Source organism: Streptomyces aureus, assembly GCF_000725495.1.
Classification (GTDB): domain Bacteria; phylum Actinomycetota; class Actinomycetes; order Streptomycetales; family Streptomycetaceae; genus Streptomyces; species Streptomyces aureus_B.
On sequence record NZ_JNZD01000015.1, the window covers coordinates 111,831 to 127,687 of the forward strand.

18 protein-coding genes are annotated in these 15,857 nt (G+C 71.8%); 6 read left to right on the top strand and 12 right to left on the bottom strand.

Features of this window, described 5'->3' with window-relative positions:
- Nucleotides 1-200 precede the first annotated feature (200 nt).
- On the top strand, nucleotides 201-1,097 hold the full coding sequence (locus IO36_RS21590) for a helix-turn-helix transcriptional regulator (protein WP_037622151.1): 897 nt from the start codon (nucleotides 201-203) through the stop codon (nucleotides 1,095-1,097).
- On the opposite strand, the gene IO36_RS48260 is transcribed toward IO36_RS21590, so the two are convergent.
- The gene (locus IO36_RS48260) at nucleotides 992-1,846 is read right to left on the bottom strand and encodes a DUF6233 domain-containing protein (RefSeq protein WP_245173394.1); all 855 of its coding nucleotides are present in this window, start codon (nucleotides 1,844-1,846) and stop codon (nucleotides 992-994) included. The two genes, IO36_RS21590 and IO36_RS48260, sit on opposite strands and share 106 nt — an antisense overlap.
- A 116-nt stretch (nucleotides 1,847-1,962) precedes the next feature.
- Here IO36_RS48260 and IO36_RS21600 point away from each other — a divergent pair, with 116 nt between their 5' ends.
- Nucleotides 1,963-2,943, top strand: a complete 981-nt coding sequence (locus IO36_RS21600; protein ID WP_167347408.1) for a DNA polymerase Y family protein — start codon at nucleotides 1,963-1,965, stop codon at nucleotides 2,941-2,943.
- A gap of 719 nt (nucleotides 2,944-3,662) precedes the next feature.
- On the opposite strand, the gene IO36_RS21605 is transcribed toward IO36_RS21600, so the two are convergent.
- Nucleotides 3,663-4,382, bottom strand: coding sequence for a DUF4142 domain-containing protein (locus tag IO36_RS21605; RefSeq protein ID WP_051900789.1), 720 nt, complete (start codon nucleotides 4,380-4,382; stop codon nucleotides 3,663-3,665).
- A 275-nt stretch (nucleotides 4,383-4,657) separates the two neighbouring features.
- Nucleotides 4,658-4,804 carry a hypothetical protein gene (locus tag IO36_RS46895; protein ID WP_158997424.1) on the bottom strand — a complete coding sequence of 49 codons (147 nt, stop codon included), beginning with the start codon at nucleotides 4,802-4,804 and terminating at the stop codon, nucleotides 4,658-4,660.
- A 243-nt stretch (nucleotides 4,805-5,047) separates the two neighbouring features.
- On the opposite strand from IO36_RS46895, the gene IO36_RS21610 reads away from it, so the two are divergent.
- Nucleotides 5,048-5,791 carry an SOS response-associated peptidase gene (locus IO36_RS21610; RefSeq protein WP_037622154.1) on the top strand — a complete coding sequence of 248 codons (744 nt, stop codon included), beginning with the start codon at nucleotides 5,048-5,050 and terminating at the stop codon, nucleotides 5,789-5,791.
- A 139-nt stretch (nucleotides 5,792-5,930) separates the two neighbouring features.
- Here the strand turns inward: IO36_RS21610 and IO36_RS21615 are convergent, their stop codons facing one another.
- On the bottom strand, nucleotides 5,931-6,851 hold the full coding sequence (locus tag IO36_RS21615) for a zinc-binding dehydrogenase (protein ID WP_078943358.1): 921 nt from the start codon (nucleotides 6,849-6,851) through the stop codon (nucleotides 5,931-5,933).
- A gap of 301 nt (nucleotides 6,852-7,152) precedes the next feature.
- Nucleotides 7,153-7,422 carry a GlsB/YeaQ/YmgE family stress response membrane protein gene (locus IO36_RS21620; protein WP_037622155.1) on the bottom strand — a complete coding sequence of 90 codons (270 nt, stop codon included), beginning with the start codon at nucleotides 7,420-7,422 and terminating at the stop codon, nucleotides 7,153-7,155.
- A gap of 419 nt (nucleotides 7,423-7,841) precedes the next feature.
- On the opposite strand from IO36_RS21620, the gene IO36_RS21625 reads away from it, so the two are divergent.
- Together IO36_RS21625 and IO36_RS21630 are read left to right on the top strand one after the other, a co-directional pair.
- Nucleotides 7,842-8,216 (top strand): VOC family protein, encoded by a 375-nt coding sequence (locus IO36_RS21625; RefSeq protein ID WP_037622156.1) that lies wholly within the window; start codon nucleotides 7,842-7,844, stop codon nucleotides 8,214-8,216.
- A 265-nt stretch (nucleotides 8,217-8,481) separates the two neighbouring features.
- A complete protein-coding gene (locus IO36_RS21630) occupies nucleotides 8,482-8,727 on the top strand; it encodes a DUF5133 domain-containing protein (RefSeq protein ID WP_037622157.1) in 246 nt (81 codons plus the stop codon).
- 103 nt (nucleotides 8,728-8,830) lie between these two features.
- Here the strand turns inward: IO36_RS21630 and IO36_RS21635 are convergent, their stop codons facing one another.
- From IO36_RS21635 to IO36_RS21660, 6 genes are all read right to left on the bottom strand, one after another.
- The gene (locus IO36_RS21635; RefSeq protein WP_051900790.1) at nucleotides 8,831-9,277 is read right to left on the bottom strand and encodes an ATP-binding protein; all 447 of its coding nucleotides are present in this window, start codon (nucleotides 9,275-9,277) and stop codon (nucleotides 8,831-8,833) included.
- 180 nt (nucleotides 9,278-9,457) lie between these two features.
- A complete protein-coding gene (locus IO36_RS21640) occupies nucleotides 9,458-11,179 on the bottom strand; it encodes a SpoIIE family protein phosphatase (RefSeq protein ID WP_037622159.1) in 1,722 nt (573 codons plus the stop codon).
- 341 nt (nucleotides 11,180-11,520) lie between these two features.
- Nucleotides 11,521-12,351 (bottom strand): class I SAM-dependent methyltransferase, encoded by an 831-nt coding sequence (locus IO36_RS21645; RefSeq protein WP_245173396.1) that lies wholly within the window; start codon nucleotides 12,349-12,351, stop codon nucleotides 11,521-11,523.
- A gap of 157 nt (nucleotides 12,352-12,508) precedes the next feature.
- Nucleotides 12,509-12,739, bottom strand: coding sequence for a hypothetical protein (locus tag IO36_RS21650; protein ID WP_245173397.1), 231 nt, complete (start codon nucleotides 12,737-12,739; stop codon nucleotides 12,509-12,511).
- Between the two features lie 240 nt (nucleotides 12,740-12,979).
- Nucleotides 12,980-13,378, bottom strand: a complete 399-nt coding sequence (locus tag IO36_RS21655; protein ID WP_037622161.1) for a YybH family protein — start codon at nucleotides 13,376-13,378, stop codon at nucleotides 12,980-12,982.
- Between the two features lie 121 nt (nucleotides 13,379-13,499).
- Nucleotides 13,500-13,931 carry an ATP-binding protein gene (locus IO36_RS21660; RefSeq protein ID WP_158997426.1) on the bottom strand — a complete coding sequence of 144 codons (432 nt, stop codon included), beginning with the start codon at nucleotides 13,929-13,931 and terminating at the stop codon, nucleotides 13,500-13,502.
- Between the two features lie 134 nt (nucleotides 13,932-14,065).
- Between IO36_RS21660 and IO36_RS44720 the strand changes: the two genes are divergently transcribed.
- On the top strand, nucleotides 14,066-14,962 hold the full coding sequence (locus tag IO36_RS44720) for an STAS domain-containing protein (protein WP_051900792.1): 897 nt from the start codon (nucleotides 14,066-14,068) through the stop codon (nucleotides 14,960-14,962).
- 169 nt (nucleotides 14,963-15,131) lie between these two features.
- On the opposite strand, the gene IO36_RS21675 is transcribed toward IO36_RS44720, so the two are convergent.
- Entirely contained in the window at nucleotides 15,132-15,854 is a 723-nt protein-coding gene (locus IO36_RS21675) for a helix-turn-helix transcriptional regulator (protein WP_037622162.1), read from the bottom strand.
- Nucleotides 15,855-15,857: the final 3 nt, after the last annotated feature.

Sequence of the window (15,857 nt, forward strand, 5' to 3'; positions counted from 1 at the left end):
GGGTCTCGCCTGGTCTTTCGCTCTTGCCCGCCCCGGCAGGTCGTGCCCGTCGCAGTCGGGGTGGCGGCGAAAGGGTCCGGCGTCTTCCTGATTCACCTTCGCCCGGATTGCTCGGGTGTGGCAGGGCGGGCTCTTCGGGGGTCATGACAGGGCCCCCCACGGCCCCGCGGAACGGGTGCCCATCGGGTGAGACTGGAGTCATGGCATCCCAGAGCGCGAACAGCGAGGGCGCGGAGCTGGGCCGCTACCTGCGCGCCCGCCGCACCCAGACCAGCCCCGAACACGTCGGCCTCACCATCGGGGCCGGCATCCGCCGCACCCCCGGCCTGCGCCGTGAGGAGCTGGCCACCCTCGCCGGCATCAGCATCGACTACTACGTGCGGCTGGAACGCGGCAAGGAGACCCGCCCCAGCCCCGCCGTCCTCGACTCCCTCGCCCGCGCCCTGCACATGGACGACCAGGAACACCAGCACCTGCGCGAACTCGCCGCCCGCGCCGCCCGCTACGTCTCCGAGCCACCGCCCGCTCCCAGCCGCACCGTGCGCCCCCACCTGAAACTGCTGCTGGAATCACTGCGTCCGAACCCCGCCTACGTCATCAGCCGCAGCATGGACATGCTCGCCTGGAACCCCGGCGGCCTCGCCCTGTACGCGGGCCTGGAGGACTGGCCGGTCAAGCACCGCAACCTCGCCCGCTACCTCTTCCTTCATCCTGCCGCGCGGAACCTTTTCGGCGACTGGGACCGCCAGATCACCGGCTGCGTCGCCCGGCTGCGCGCCGTAGCCGGTACCGCCCCCGATGCTCCTGACCTGACGAACCTTGTCGGTGAACTTCTCCTCAAGAGCCCCGACTTCGCCCGGCTGTGGGAGCGTTACGAGGTCACCGGCCGCAAGCCCGCGCAGAAGACCTTCAACCATCCCCGCGTCGGCACGATCACGCTGACCTCCCAGTCCATGCACCTGGAAGGCACCCCTGGCCGGCGCATCGGCGTCTACACCGCCGAACCGGGCACACCCGACCACGACGCCATGCTGCTGCTCGACATGACCGCGCCCGTAGCCGCGCCCGGCCAGGAAATCCCACGCACATCGCTCTGACCGCAATTGGCCGTCAGCGTCTCGGCAGCCGGCGGGATCGAGGAGCGCACGCCGGTCCCGTTCCGCCTTCGAGCCGCCGCGCCCGCGCGGAGAGGGCACCCGCTCAACCGCGGCCCGCACACGCTGCGGGTCTGGAAACACGTAGGGCCCCTGCGAGTCGAGACCAGCTTCACCAGCAGAAAGTCACTCCCAGCCGACCTCAGGAGCCGATACCGCTCCTCGCAGTGGAGGTCGAGCGTGGACACCACTGGAAGTTTGCGGCGCCACCCACGCGTGCCGCGACGTCGACCATGCCCCGCACCGGTCATCGCGCGGTCCTGTCTCCGGGTGATGGACGAATCGGTCCCCGCGGAGCGCAGGGGGCGGGATGCCGGTCGGTCCGACGCGGTGGTGGGCGCCGGGGGAGTGGATAAGTCGGCGATGTCCAGCGCGGTGTCGGGCCGGCAGTGGCCGCAGGCGCGGACGCCCGAGGCGAGGAGGCGGCGGGCCTCGTCGCGGGGGACGGGGCGCCGCCGTGCACCGGCGGCGTAGCAGCCGCCGAGGTGGACCTCGATGGGCGGGCGGCCGTTGCCGATGCCGAGTTCGACGACCCAGTCCGGCTCCGGGGGCCGGTTCCTGCGGCCCTGTTCCCGTTCGGCCTCCCGCTCCTCCAAGGCGGCGATCTTGGCGTCGATGCGCTGCAGCCACAGGGTGTGCCACACCCGCAGGGTGAGCAGTCGTGCCAGGTCAGGCGGCAGGTCATCGAACATGCTTACGATTCTAGATCCATGGGTATCGGATTCGTCATCCCGCGTGTTCGAATCTTAGTTCGATAATATGGATGGTGGAGGTGAGTGCTGTGGAGACGGCGACGGGAGCACGACGGATGGCCAGCGTGATGCATGTGCGCTGCCCGGACCGGCTGGGGGAGGACCTCTACCGGCAGGTCCTCGAGCAGATGGCGGAGCTGTCGCCGGTCGTCCAGGCGCTGCCCCCGACCGCGGCCCTCATGGAGCTGAAGGGCGCCCTGCGCTACCACGGCACGGACGCCGCCCGGCTGGGCGAGGTGCTGCGGGTACGGACCATCTCGCGCCTCGGCGTCGACATCCGGGTCGGTGTCGGCCCGTCCATCACCGTCGCGGCCACCGCCTCCGGCCAGGTCGCGGGGCCCGGTGGCGTTCTCGCCGTCGCGCCCGACGAGGCCGCGCGGTGGCTGGGACCGCTGCCGGTCGAGGCCCTGCACGGCATCGGCCCCCGCCAGGCCGAGATTCTGCGCGACTACGGAGTCCACGACATCGGTCTGCTCGCCGCCCTCCCGCCCGAGACCGTCCAGCGTCTGCTGGGCGGCCGGGCCGGCCGGCAGGCCGCCGACCGGGCCCGCGGCATCGACCCCCGCCCCGTCACCCCGCGCACCCTGCCCGCCACCGCGAGCGTCCACCGCGCCTTTCCCCGGCATGCCCTGGACGGGGCCGCCGTCCGCGCCGCCCTCCTCGACGCGGTCGTCACCCTCGCCCACCATCTGCGCCGCCGCGGCCAGGCCGCCCGCGGCCTGACCCTGACCCTGCGCTTCGCCGGCGGCACCACCTGGGACAAGACCCGCCGCCTCACCGAGGCCTCCGCGCACGACGACGACCTGCGCACCACCGCCTACCGGCTCATCGACGCGGCCGGCCTGCAACGCGGCAGGATCACCGGCATCACCCTGAAAGCCGAGGACCTCATTGCCTCCGGACGGGTCGCCGAACAGATCAGCCTCGACCGGGCCCGCGAAGCCCGCCTGGTCGCCGAGGAGGTCAGCGACCGCATCCGCGCCAAATTCGGCCCCGCCGCGATCCGCCCCGCCACCACCCTCCTGCGCGTCTCCTGATCGACCGACTCGCGCCTCCGACAGCCTGCAAGCCGGGTCGGCGTCCTGGCCGGATCCTGCTTCCCGGAGAACGGACGCCACTGGTCACGCGCTCCGGGCGGCAGACCACCAGTACGGCCTGCCTGGTCTCTGTTCTTGCCGGTGCCGGCCGGCATGATCACCAGGGCCTGTTCGGGAAGCGTCGAATACCGGTGCCCGATCACCGCGTGCGGGGCCCCGGCCTGAGGTGGCCTCAGGCCTCCCTCGCGGACCGCGGGGTCCAGTTCCCGACACCCGAAGGAATTCCGACCACAGCGGCTCTCGCCGCCCTCCCCGGTCCGCAAGTCCCCTTCTGGGAACAGAAGCTGACGGACTGTATTGCCCTGCAATCGCTGCGGGATTCCGTCGGCTCAACTGGCCTGTTCCATGCACAGGTTGGAACCGCGTCCGGCGAAAGACGCCGAGGTACTCGGTGGTGGCCGGCATGGCCCCTGTGTCCGCGGAGGCGCCGCGGACTGCCTGATCGCGTGCCGCCACCATTGCGTGCGGCACTACGCGTACCCACGGGGCCGCCGCCCTGCGTGGCCCGCCTCCCGCTCACGGCCCACCCCAGAACCGGCGGCACCGCCGGTGGCTCGTCCTCGCTCCAAATCCGACAGCTCGGTGACGCTTGCTTTCGAGGGGCACGGCCACAGGTGCAGCGCCTCTCCGGGCTCTTACTGGTGGTCCAGGTGAAGTGCTCAACCGCCGTTGGGCTGCGGGCCGTTCAATGCGGCGCTCAGGTCAAGTGCCGTGGAGGTCGGGTTGGGTGGCGGGTTGAGGACGACTTGAGCCTGACCGGGGACCGGCGGAGGCGGGGTCATGTCGGACTGGGGGAGTTTGGGGGGTGTCGTCTGGTTGAAGACCGTCGTGTCGAAGTCGACGAGGCCGGTCTTCTCCATCACTGTGATGTGGTCCAGAACGGTGTTGTTCGCCTGGTCGGCGAGGGCCCGGACCAGGGTGTTCTTCGTGGTCGAGCGGACCTTGGCGATTGCGTTGAAGATCGATCCGTGCGTCATCCGAAGGATGTTGGCGAAGTCGGTGTCGAACTGTTTTCCCGACTCCGCCTTCAGCTGGGCGACGAAACCTTCCTGCTGGGGGCTCGCCACGTTGGGGAGGGTGATGTTCAGCATCGGTGCGATCTTGCGGCAGCTGGTGTCCAACGCCGCATGCCCGTCCACGAGATGCCGGCTCGCAACCTTGACGGCTTGGCTCTGTCCCTTTTGCAGGCCGATCAGACCCAGCGGGTGTTCCCACAGGCCGGCCGCCCGTACTTTGACCACGAAGTCCCGTTCGCCTTCTGTCAGCGGACCCCATTGCGTGTTGGCAATGATCCGGTCGGTCGACGTCGACGTCGTGCTGATACCGAGCATCGCCGGGTAGACCAGGGCGGCCAGGGTCAGGGTCAGAGCACCCCCCACTATGAGTGTCCCTGCCACATTTGCCGAACGCTGCACCGTGCCTCCTCCTATCGGCATGTCGCCGATCCATCGTCACGCTCTCGGGGCGGGCGAAGAGGAATACGCAGGGCGAAGCGCATGGACTCACCGAGCTCGAGAATCTTCACAGCCAACACACAGTGTGGTCCCGGGGGCGTGTGGGCCGGCGGCCACGGCGCGCTGAGAACGACCCACGCAGGGAGTTGAACGCCCAGTGCATGCTCGGTAAGGGGGCTGGTGCCGAGCTGGGCCGCGGATCAGTGGCCTTCGCTGACGCGGTCGCTGCCGGGGCGCCCGAGTTGGATCATGGCGCGGGCGATGAGTTCGAGGGCGTCGCTGTATGCCTCGGCGCGGCGCTCTTCCAGGGCCTTGCCGGCACAGCCGTCCTGGACGGGCCCGTTCACCGGGCTGAGCCCAGGCCGCTTCGGAGGGACCGCCGCCGTCACCTCGGCCCGAGCGATCAGTCGGCGACGCCGAACCCCCCGAGCTCGTGACGGACGAAGGGATTGTTCCATGGGCCGTCGGCGTCCCCACAGGACGTCATCCCGGTCGGTCGGTTGGAGGACAGGCAGCACAGGCCAACCGTCGTGGACGACGACCCCGTGTCGCCCACCGCGCCGGCCCCCAAGCGGTGAAAGAGTGGAGCCATGTGTGGTCGGTACGCATCCACGCGTGGCCCGCAGGAGCTGGCCCCGCTCTTCAACGTGCCCGATGTGCCCGTACGGGAGACGCTCGCGCCGAGCTGGAACGTCGCCCCGACCGACGAGGTGTGGGCCGTCCTCGAACGCGCGCCCCGCGGCGAGGACGGCGACGGTCCGGTGGAACGGGCGCTGCGGCCGCTGCGCTGGGGACTGGTCCCCTCCTGGGCGAAGGACCCGAAGGCCGGCGCCCGGATGATCAACGCGCGGGTCGAGACGGTGCACGAAAGGCCCGCGTTCCGCCGCGCGTTCACCCGCCACCGCTGTCTGCTGCCCGCCGACGGCTTCTACGAGTGGGAGCAGGTGAAGGACCCCGGCACCGGCAAGGTGCGCAAGCAGCCGTACTTCATCCACCCCGAGGACGACCGGGTGATGGCGCTCGCCGGGCTGTACGCGTACTGGCGCGACCGGACGGTCCAGCAGGACGACGACCCCGCGGCCTGGCTGATGACCTGCACCATCATCACCACCGAAGCCACGGACGCCGCCGGCCGCGTCCACCCCCGCATGCCGCTCGCCCTCACCCCCGAGCACTACGACGCCTGGCTCGACCCCGCCCATCAGGACGCCGACGAACTGCGGGCCCTGCTTGACCAGCCGGCGGGCGGCCACCTGGACGCCCGCCCCGTCTCCACCGCCGTCAACAGCGTCCGCAACAACGGCCCCCAACTCCTGGACGAACTCATCTCCTAGGAGTGAGTTGTCCGGTCGGTCTTGAGACTGGTCTCCGGTCGGGTCGTCGACCGGACATGGGGCGGGGAGATCTGGTGATCGCCAGGCGGCCCCAGTCCGGCGGCCCTAGTCCTGCGGAGAAGCCATCGGGGCGCGCAGCTCACCGCCCCGCCACCTCCAGGACCGCCTTTCCGGGGATCCGACGCCCGCGGAGCGCCTCGGCCGCCTCGTCGAAGCGGTCCCAGGATCCTTGCCAGCCGATCTCGACGGTGACGGCCCCCTCGGCGGCCAGCTCGGTGAGAACGGCCAGGTCCGCGCCGGTGTCGCCCTCGATGACGAAAGAGGTCAGCGATTTGGCCGGGCCGACGGTCGCGTACGGCGGAAAGACCGCCGGCTCCCCGGAGGTCCAGCCGACGCTCTGCACGCTGCCTCCGGGAGCGAGCAGGTTCCACGCCGCCACGAGCTGGGAGCCGCCGACGCTGTCGATGACCACGTCGACCGGTTGCTGGAGTCCTTCGAGTCCGATCAGCACCTCGTCGGCACCGGCCTCGGCCAGCCCCTCCCCTCGGGCGGCCGAGCCCACGGACGCGATCACATGGGCACCGGCCCGCGCCGCCAGCTGAACGGCGAACCGGCCGACTCCGCCGGAGGCGCCGGTGATCAGCACCCTCTTGTCCGGTCCGAGCCCGGCGGCCCGCAGCGAGCGCAGTGCGGCCACTCCGGCGACCGGCAGGGCGACCGCCCGCACCGGTTCCAGGTTCTTCGGAATCTCCGCAAGCGCACCCACGTCGATCGCGACGCGCTCGGCGAACGCCCCCGAGGTCAGGGCCACCACCTGGGTCCCCACCGCCGGGCCGGTTCCGTCGGCTGCGGCCCGAACCACTGTTCCGGCAGCGTCCGAACCGAGCACCGCACCTACAGGAACGCGACCGGAGCGGGCGTCGTTGAGGTCGCCGTAGTTCAACGAGGCGTGAGAGACGTCCACCAGGACCTGCCCCGGGCCGGGCACGGGCTCGGGAACCTCGGCGAGGCGGACAGCGGCGGGCGCGGACGGATCGACGACGAGAGCACGCACGGACATCTCTTCTCCCTTTGGTTCACGACGAGTTACAGCAGCCATCGTCGGTAACCCTGCCCGCCGGCGGAAGGAGGCACATGCATGTAACGCAGCCTCACCCCCCATGTCCTGAAAGCTCCACACGTCACCGACCGGGCTGGTGGGCTGGGCCCAGCGGCATCGGTCCGCGGTCGCCGAGGCCCGCGCCGCCTACGACGCCGCGGCCGAGCAGGGGCCCGACGCCGACTGAACAGACATGGCTACGGCTCCGCCCTCGGAACGGAAGAGGGGACGGAGCCGTGGTGGCCAAGAACGCTGCGACGGGTCAGGCGCGACTGCGGTTTCCGGTGAAGACCCGGTACAGGACCAGCAGGATCAGCGAGCCGACGACGGCGGCGATCCAGGTGGAGAGGTCGAAGAAGCCGTCGATGGAGTCGACACCGAAGACGACCTTGCCGAGCCAGCCGCCGAGGAGGCCTCCCGCGATACCGATGAGCGTCGTGATGATGATGCCGCCCGGGTCCCTGCCCGGCATGAGCGCCTTCGCGATGATGCCGGCGAGCAGTCCGATGAGTATCCAGGCGATGATGCCCATGATTGTGTCTCCTACCTGGTCGTATAAAGACGGTGTCAGGACACCGTGTGATCGCTCCCCGCGATTTCAAACCACCGAGTGTGCGGCCCGAGGGCCAGGAACCCGCAACTGACCACCAAAGGGTTTGAACTCGGAAATGGGTCTAAGTGGTTGATATGGCACGTTCGACGCGAGAGACGGAACGCACGTACACGGCGCCCGACCACGACCTCTCCTGGCTGCCCGACCTCGCCGGGAAGCAGCCGCGGCCCACGCCCGGGAGCGCGAACTTCCCCAGGCCTGGGCCAAGGCCCGTAAGGCGGCTCGGAAGAAGCCGCCCTGGTCCTGAGACGACGTCCGGGCGGTCGTGAGATTTCCACCGGTCCCCGGACAGCCGCATGCCGTGCGTCGGAACGCGCGCCGGGGGAACTGCTGAAGCCATGACAACAACACTTGGTGCCTTCGTGCTCGGCACCCCCGACCCTCCCGCCCTGGCCGACTTCTACCGGGCCCTGCTGGGCTGGCAGGAAGTCGACCGCCAACCAGAGTGGGTACGCCTGCGGCACCCGGAGCGAGAACGCCCCGGCCTCAGCTTCCAGCTGGAGCCCGATCACATCCCGCCGGTGTGGCCGCAGCGCCCGGGAGTGCAGCAGATGCAGGCCCACTTGGACGTGCAGGTGGACGACCTGGAGGCGGAGACCGCCCGCGCCTGCGCCCTGGGAGCGACGCTGGAGGAGCACCAGCCGCAAGAGGGCGTACGAGTCCTCCGCGACCCCCACGGCCACCCGTTCTGCCTGTTCCTTCCCGGCGCCTGAACCCGGCGCCTGAACCCGGCGCCTGAACCCGGTGCCTGAACCCGGTGCCTGGGCGCCTGAACCCTGCGCCTGAACCCGGCGCGTGGTCCGACTGTGATTCTCGCCCCGGCCGCGAGATCGACGGCGTAGACCTCTCGACCCGGGGCACTTGAAGATCTGCCGGATGCGACTGCTGCCGAGAGTGGCGTCAGGGACCACACGCGGCCCATGCCGTGGGTGATGGCCGGCCCCTGTGCGAGCGGTGTTGTGAAGGAGAGAAGCCCCCATGATCCATCCGGCGGAGAAGGAACTGCGCGCCGTCCTGGCCCGGTTCGCGGACGCGCGCATCGAACACGACGTGCGCCCCTCCGGCCGCACCAGCCGAGCACTCGAGGACGCCACGTACACCCTGTGCGTGATGACGGGGGAGCAGACCGTCGAGCAGGCCCTTCGCACGGCGGACGCACTGCTCGCGCGGTGCGGCGCCGACCGTAAGGGCGGCCCGCGCGAGAACGCGACGCTCGCCGCGTAGGAACTCGCCGCGTAGGAACAGCCCCCGAGGGGCACGACGCGGTGCATGAGCGGGCGAAGTTCTGCCCTGCGGACCGCTCCGGGCCGCCGCTCCTCCCCGGCCGCTACGCCCCGTCGAGGGCGACCGTGGCGACGACGCGCTTGCCGGCCGGTGTCGTCTCGGTCGTGACGTTCCGGGCGAGGGCGGTGACGATCTCCAGGCCGTGCTGTCCGACCCGCAGGGGGTCCGGGGCCCTGGCGGCGGGGTGCACGGGACTGCTGTCCCACATCTCGATCCGCAGCGCGTCGCCGGTGATCCGCAGGTGCAGGAACGCTGGTCCGGGGGCGTACTTGCGGGCGTTGGTGACCAGTTCGCTCACGATCAGCTGGGTGATCTCCACCGTCGCGTCCACCACGGCGAATCCGTGCGCCTCGCGCACCGTGGTGAGAAAGGACGCCGCGAGCTGCCGGACCTGCGCCAGGGGAGAGCCGCCGACGTCCACGGCGAGCGAGGGCTCCACCGGCGACGGCTCCCCGACGTGCCCACCGGTCTCTTCAGGTGAATGACTCATCCGCGCTCGCTTCCACGTCCTCGCCAGGTACCCCCTCCGGTACCGTCCACCCACTTCCCGGGACGTTACTTGTGGCACAGCTGAACGGACGCACGCTCGACGGGATCTGGTTCTGACGAGCCTTCACCCCGGAGGCCGTGCGGCACCGCAGGGGCGCCGAGCGCCGGATGCCGGGAGCGGTCACGGGCGGATCGACGGGGTCCGCAGGGCGAGCAGGGCGACGTCGTCGTCGTTGCCGGCCGGCCGTACCCTGCGCAGCAGCTGGTCGGTGAAGGAGGCCAGCGGGCGGTGGGCCAGGGCGGCGGCGTGCCGGCGCAGCCGCATCAGGCCCTCGTCCAGGGTGTGGCCGAGTTCTTCGACGAGGCCGTCGGTATAGAGGACGAGGGTCGATCCGGGCGGCAGCAGAGCGGTCGCGTCGGGGCGCGGGCCTGCCGTGACGCCGAGGAGGATGCCGTGGCCGTCGGTGAGGTAGTCGGCCAGGCCGTCGTGACTGATCAGCAGGGGCGGCGGATGGCCGGCGTTGCTCCAGGAGAGTCTCCACCGGCCGTCGTCCGCCTCCTCCAGACGGGCCAGGATCATGGTGGCCATCGTGACGTCGGTGATGTGCCGTATCGCCTCGTCGAGCCGTTCGACGATCCGGCTGGTCGGCTTGGTCTGGGACCAGGCGTAGGCGCGCAGCATGTTGCGGACCTGCGCCATGCCGGCCGCGGCCTCCAGGTCGTGCCCGACCACGTCACCGATGGCCAGGGCCGTGGCGCCGTCGGACAGCGGGAAGGCGTCGTACCAGTCGCCGCCGACCTGTGAGGCGTCGGGCGCGGGCAGGTAGCGGACGGTCATCTCCAGTCCCGGTACGCGCGGCATCTGGGGCAGCAGATGGTTCTGCATGGTCTCGGCGACCTTGCGCTGCCGCTGGTAGAGACGGGCGTTGTCCAGGGCGAGGCCGGCGCGGCGGGTGATGTCCTCCAGCAGGTGCAGATCGGTGGAGGTGAAGTCTCCCGGATGGCCGGCGCGGCCCAGGGTGAGGGCTCCCAGGACCTCGCGGGCGCTGCGGATGGGGGCGATGGCCGCCGAGTGGATGCCGGTGGCCTCGAACAGACGCCGCTGTTCCACCGCGATGCCGGAGTCCGGCTCGCGCTGGTAGGTCTTGGGCCCGGCCAGCGTGGAGGCCGCTCCGCGCAGCGCGCGTGACAGCGGCATCGGGGACTCCTGCGGGATCGGCGGCATCGGGCCCTGGAGTTCCTCGTGGTACACCAGCGTGTCGCCCGTGGCGTGGACGACGGCCTTGCGCCACACCTCGTCCCGCTCGGTGATCAGGTCGATGACGGCCCAGTCCGCCAGCCGCGGGACCACCAGCGTCACCAGCCGGCGCAGCGCCTCCTCGACGTCCAGCGTGGACGTCAGCCGCGTGGTGGTCTCCGCCAGCAGCGCTAGCCGTTCCAGCTCCGGCAGTGGTCCGGTCACCGGCTGCTGCGACGGCCCCGCCTCCTGCGCACGGGCGGAGGCGTCGAAGACCACCAGGGTGCCGTTCGCGGTGCCGCCGATGTCGTACGGCGTGATCGTCCAGGAGATCGGCAGCGCGGTGCCGTCCCCGCGGACGAAGTGGTCGTCGTCCGCCTGGGCCGCGCGCCCGGCGTGGAAGGCCTGCCGCATCCGGCACCGGGTCCTCGGCAGCGGCTGACCGTGGGCGTCCCCGTGCAGCAGGTCGTGCGCGTCCTGGCCGAGCAGATCGACGGCCGGGCGGGCCAGCAGATGTTCGGCGCGGGCGTTGACCGCGAGGATGCGCCCGAGCTCGTCGACGACGTACGCCCCGGTCCCGATGGCCTCCAGCGCCCTGATGAGCGCGGCGGTACGCGCATCCGGGGCGCCGCTCTCGTCGGCCTCCGTGCGCTCCGGCACCGGCATCGCTGTGTCTCCTCGCTGATCGGCCGTGCTGTGCTGATCGGCCGCCCTGTGACCCGGCAGCGGGTCCGCTGCACGGCGTTCGCTTTCCTGAGTGCCCCGGCTTCACCGGATCCAGCCCTTGTTCCCACAGATGTACGGGAAACCACAGCACCGTATGCGACGGGTGCCCCTTCGTCAGGTGGTGACGCGGTTGACGGGGGAGGGGAACTCGCCGGGAAGCCGCCCTCCCGGTGCCGCGTGAATGGGGGGCGACAGCAGGTGCCCCACCCGGTCGCCGCCCCTTCGGGGACGGCAGCAGGCGCCCTACCCCGCCGCCGGCCCTTCGGAACCGCCCCTCGCCGTCATCCGTCGGTGCGCTGTCCCACGCGCAGGACGCTCAGATACCGCCGGGCCACCCGATCGCCCATCCCCGTGCGGATGCGCTCGGCGACGGCGTCGAGCAGCGGTTCACGAACCTCCGGGCCGAGCGCCCGGTACAGCGACAGCGACCGGAGGTGGTCGGCGAAGCCGTCCCCGTCGAACCACTGGACGGTCGGATACCAGCGCACGCTCGCCGGGCCGAACAGTCCTCCGGGATCGCCGACCGTGCCCCAGCCCTCGCCGGTGGTGCGCACGTCGTCCTCCAGCGGCGGATGCCCCCAGCCGGGGTTTCCGGGACAGAACCGCTCGTGCAGATCGGCGGTCTCGGCGAACACCTCCGGTTCTCCCGGCCGGCGGACCACGACGTGACCGAGCAAGGCCATCCACCCTTCGGGCGCGAGCACGTCGTGCGCCCGCCGCCAACCGGTGGACGGCTCCACCCAGTGCCACGACGACGCGGCCACGAGGACGTCGAAGCGCCGGCCGCGGTCGTCCCACTCCTCGAATGTCGACGTCTCGACGTCGACGTTCGGAAAGGGGGCGAGCCGTCGGCGGGCGAGCGCGGCCAGGTCCGCGCCCGGCTCGACGGCGGTGACCTGGCATCCGAGCGCCGCCAGCGAGCGCGTCGCCTGACCGGTGCCGCAGCCCACTTCCAGCACGGACGACCCCTCGTCCATGCCGGTGACGGCGCGAAGGTCCGCGAACAGTTCGTCGGGGTACCCGGGCCGGACCCGGTCGTACAGCTCCGGCACCTCGTTGAACACACGGCCGAGGCGGCGTCGGTTCGGGGGCATCTCCGGCTCACCGGTCACGAGGGGCCACGCTACGAGGCCCGACCCGGCGGACGCCACCGCTCGGCAGGCAACCGCTGACGCGCCCACGCCGCTGGTGCCGCCCCTCGGCCCGCCCGGGCGAACATTGACCCAGCGTCCCTGGGCCAGCACTTCAGGGGCGAGCCGGGCTACCGGCTCAACGCGTCACGGCCACCAGCCCGAGGACCAGCACTACGATGCCTGCGCAGCCGAACTGCAACCTCATGCGTGCAAGGCTCTTCCAGGGCGATCCCCAGGGCGTCCGGTAGCGCGCCGAGAAGGTCAGATCCGCCCAGTCCCAAACCCGGACGTCCACACCGCGCCAGCCGCAGGCCACCGCGACGAAAGCGCCGCCCACGACCAGCGCGAACACCCCACTGAGCAGCACGCTGTCCCTCCCCTGTCTGATGCCTGACGCCACTGTCGCGGCATTGTCGCGGGACGCGCCGGAGGCGACGACGGCGGGGGCCCGCCAGGGCCGAGGAGGCGGTGCGGGATGGCGCAGTCGCCGGCAGCTCCCGCGGCGACGGGACGGGACGAAACGAAACGAGACTGGACTGGACGGCACGGAGCGGAGCCCGGCCCGGCCCGGTGCGGGGAAGCTCGCTGGCGCCCTCGCCGGACACCGTCACGCTGTCACGGTGTCGCCATGGCGATGGGCCACCTTCCACTCGCCGTCCTCGTGCCGGTACACCTGGGTGGCACGCAGCGTGTACGTGCGCGGTTCTCCGTCGACCAGAACGCTGGTGTGCTCGAGGCCGGCCGTGTAGGCCATGTCCCCCGACACGTCGTACGCCTGCAGTTCGAACACGTATGACGAACAGGCGGAAAAACTCTGCTCGAGCAGGGTGAAGAGGCCGTCGACCTCCTGCCGGCCGTGAGCGGTGCGCCACGCGCCCAGGACGCTCACCGGCTCGATGCGTGACCACAACGCCCGGCGGGGGCCCGCGTCGCCGTTGTGGAGCGCCACCTCCGCCTCGAACAGGGCCGTGTTCACCCACGTCAGGAAGTCGTCGCGCGTGCTCATCCCCTCATCATGCGACCGTCGGTCCGCCCTCCGGACTGAGGCACGCCGGAAAGGTGCCCGAGGCACCGACGATCGTGGCGGACCGGCCGTCCGGCCCCGCGCAGGCCGGGCGAGAGGCTCCTCATCCAGCCGGGGGCGCGGTGTCGAGTGGTAGGGCGGCCCACACGGTCTTGCCGTCCGGGTCCGGGGTGACGCCCCAGTCGGCGGCCAGGCGGTCGATGATGTGCAGGCCGTGGCCGTGCGGGGTGTCGGGGCGCCAGGGCCGGGGCATCGGCCGGGTGGCGGCCCGGTCGGTCACGGCGATGGTGATCCGGTCCCCGTCGACGTCGAGCTCGATGTCCAGGCGGGTGGCGCCGGGTGTGTGCAGGCAGGCGTTGGTCAGCAGCTCGCACGCCACCAGGAGCACGTCGTCCCGCCAGCTCTCGCGTCCGTCGCCGTGAGCGCTTCCGTCACCGTGAGGCGGTATCGCGTCGAGTACCTGGCGTATGCAGGACATGCCGGGTTCCGGCGCCTTGCCGCCGTCGGCGGCCAGGCCGAAGTCCCAGTGATCCATGACCCGCACGCCCCTTGGGTACCCGCGCACAGCGAGTGGATGTCCGACGCCGGGCGCGCGTTTCGCTCCCGGGGTGGCCGAGATCGGGACTTTCGTTTCCAGGGCTGCGGGCGGATGCTGCCCCAGGGGCACCGTTGAAGCAGGACCGCGACGGGCGGCCCCTCGCCGACGGGACGGGAGCCATGATGGTGACGCACGCGGCCCTGACCGCTGCCAGGCGATACCCGGCGCCGCCGGGAACGATCGTCATCGCCCTGGAGGGAGAGGCGCACATCGGCACCGGCGCCGTGCTGGCGCGTGCCCTCGACGAAGCCCTGGCCGCTCCGGCGCTCGAGGTGCTCGTGGTCGACTGCTCAGGTCTGACGTTCTGTGCCGCGGCCGGGCTCAATGAACTGTTGCGCGCCCGCCGCGCCGCCATGGAGGCCGGCATCGCGTTTCGGCTGGCCGCTCCCGGCCGCCAGATGAGCCGGCTGCTGGACATCGCCGGCGCCGAGCCCGTCTTCGACGTCCTCCCCTCCGCACCCGCGCCCACCGCGCCGAGCGAAAGGCCGCGGATCACCGTGCCCCCGGGGCGAGAACAGCCGTCCGGCGCCATGGACGCGCAGGTCGCGGCCCTCGCCGCCCTCGTCGCCCAGCAGACGCGGGACGGGCTGTGGGAGCTGTCGGACGAGGAGTCGGCCCTGGCCCGCGCGACGGCGGACCGGCTCGCCGAGGCGATCGGCCCCGGTGCAGTGCAGGAGGGGCTGACGGGCATCGAGCGTCTCGAGCGGCTGCGCGCCGCCATCGCGGAGATCGCGATCTCGCTGGCGCACACCCATGGCCGGCCGGCCTGGTTCCTGGCCCGGACGGCGACCGCGCTGACCCCCGTGCTGGACTGGCGGGCCCTGACCGCCGAGGACGGCCAGTCCTTCGGCACGCGTGTCCCCGAACCCCGCGAGCTCACCGACGCCGAGAACGCCGTACGCCGTCTGCGCACGGCCCTCACCGGCGATCCGGACACCGAAGCCGCACCGGCGCACCTCGGCCTCTGAGCCGCCGACGTCCACGTTCCCCGACCAGCCCGGTCGGTGCCGCCTGCCTGCCATATGCCTTTGAAAACCTTGGTGTGGCAGGCGCCGGTCACCTACAGGTGCCATTCACCACGCGGCGAGGATCCGCGGCCCGGCCCGGCCCGGCCCGGCCCCGGCCCCGTTCCCGGCATCAGGACGGGGCCCGGGCGAAGCCGGCCAGGAGGGTGGGCTGCACGGCACCGGCCGCGGCCGAGCCGCGCAGCAGTTCGGCCAGATCGTGGCTCCGGGCCCGCTCGGTGGTGGCGGTGGCCGCCGTGATGCGGTCCAGCCGGAAGCCCCGGCCCGCCCGCCGCGTGCGGCACCAGGCGATGAGATACCACCGGCCGCCGGCGGTGAGCAGCCCGGCCGGTTCCACCGCGCGATCCCCTGCGCGTCCTTCCGCATCGACGTACGACAGTCGCAGCACCGTACCGGTGGCCAGGGCCCGTTCCACCGCGGCGTGGACGGCCGGGTCGGACGGCGGCGGCAGCGCGACGATCCGTGCGGCGAGCTCCCCGGCCGCCGCCGACGCTGGGCCGGACATCGACGCCGCGATCTTCTGCGCGGCCGTACGGGCCGCGCCGGTGTACGGGAGACGGACGTCGGCCGCGGCGAGGGCGACGGCCAGTGCCCGGGCTTCCTCGACGGTGAACCGGACCGGCGGCAGGGTCATGTCCGGGTCGACCGACCAGCCCCCGCCCCGCCCGGGTGTGCCGCGCACCGGGACGCCGGTCTCCATCAGCACCTGAAGGTCCCGCTGGACCGTACGTGTGCTCACCTCGAACCGCGCGGCCAGCGCCGCGACCGTCATCGGCCGAGGTGCCGCCGCGCGCAACTCCTCCACCAGTGCGTAGAGCCGGGCCGTACGGTTCATGCC

Excerpts from the sequence above, each read along its gene's own strand:
- IO36_RS21590 (WP_037622151.1), top strand. The coding sequence starts at position 201 with ATGGCATCCCAGAGCGCGAACAGCGAGGGCGCGGAGCTGGGCCGCTAC.
- IO36_RS48260 (WP_245173394.1), bottom strand. The coding sequence starts at position 1,846 with ATGTTCGATGACCTGCCGCCTGACCTGGCACGACTGCTCACCCTGCGG.
- IO36_RS21600 (WP_167347408.1), top strand. The coding sequence starts at position 1,963 with ATGGCCAGCGTGATGCATGTGCGCTGCCCGGACCGGCTGGGGGAGGAC.
- IO36_RS21610 (WP_037622154.1), top strand. The coding sequence starts at position 5,048 with ATGTGTGGTCGGTACGCATCCACGCGTGGCCCGCAGGAGCTGGCCCCG.
- IO36_RS21615 (WP_078943358.1), bottom strand. The coding sequence starts at position 6,851 with ATGTCCGTGCGTGCTCTCGTCGTCGATCCGTCCGCGCCCGCCGCTGTC.
- IO36_RS21620 (WP_037622155.1), bottom strand. The coding sequence starts at position 7,422 with ATGGGCATCATCGCCTGGATACTCATCGGACTGCTCGCCGGCATCATC.
- IO36_RS21625 (WP_037622156.1), top strand. The coding sequence starts at position 7,842 with ATGACAACAACACTTGGTGCCTTCGTGCTCGGCACCCCCGACCCTCCC.
- IO36_RS21630 (WP_037622157.1), top strand. The coding sequence starts at position 8,482 with ATGATCCATCCGGCGGAGAAGGAACTGCGCGCCGTCCTGGCCCGGTTC.
- IO36_RS21635 (WP_051900790.1), bottom strand. The coding sequence starts at position 9,277 with ATGAGTCATTCACCTGAAGAGACCGGTGGGCACGTCGGGGAGCCGTCG.
- IO36_RS21640 (WP_037622159.1), bottom strand. The coding sequence starts at position 11,179 with ATGCCGGTGCCGGAGCGCACGGAGGCCGACGAGAGCGGCGCCCCGGAT.
- IO36_RS21655 (WP_037622161.1), bottom strand. The coding sequence starts at position 13,378 with ATGAGCACGCGCGACGACTTCCTGACGTGGGTGAACACGGCCCTGTTC.
- IO36_RS21660 (WP_158997426.1), bottom strand. The coding sequence starts at position 13,931 with ATGGATCACTGGGACTTCGGCCTGGCCGCCGACGGCGGCAAGGCGCCG.
- IO36_RS21675 (WP_037622162.1), bottom strand. The coding sequence starts at position 15,854 with ATGAACCGTACGGCCCGGCTCTACGCACTGGTGGAGGAGTTGCGCGCG.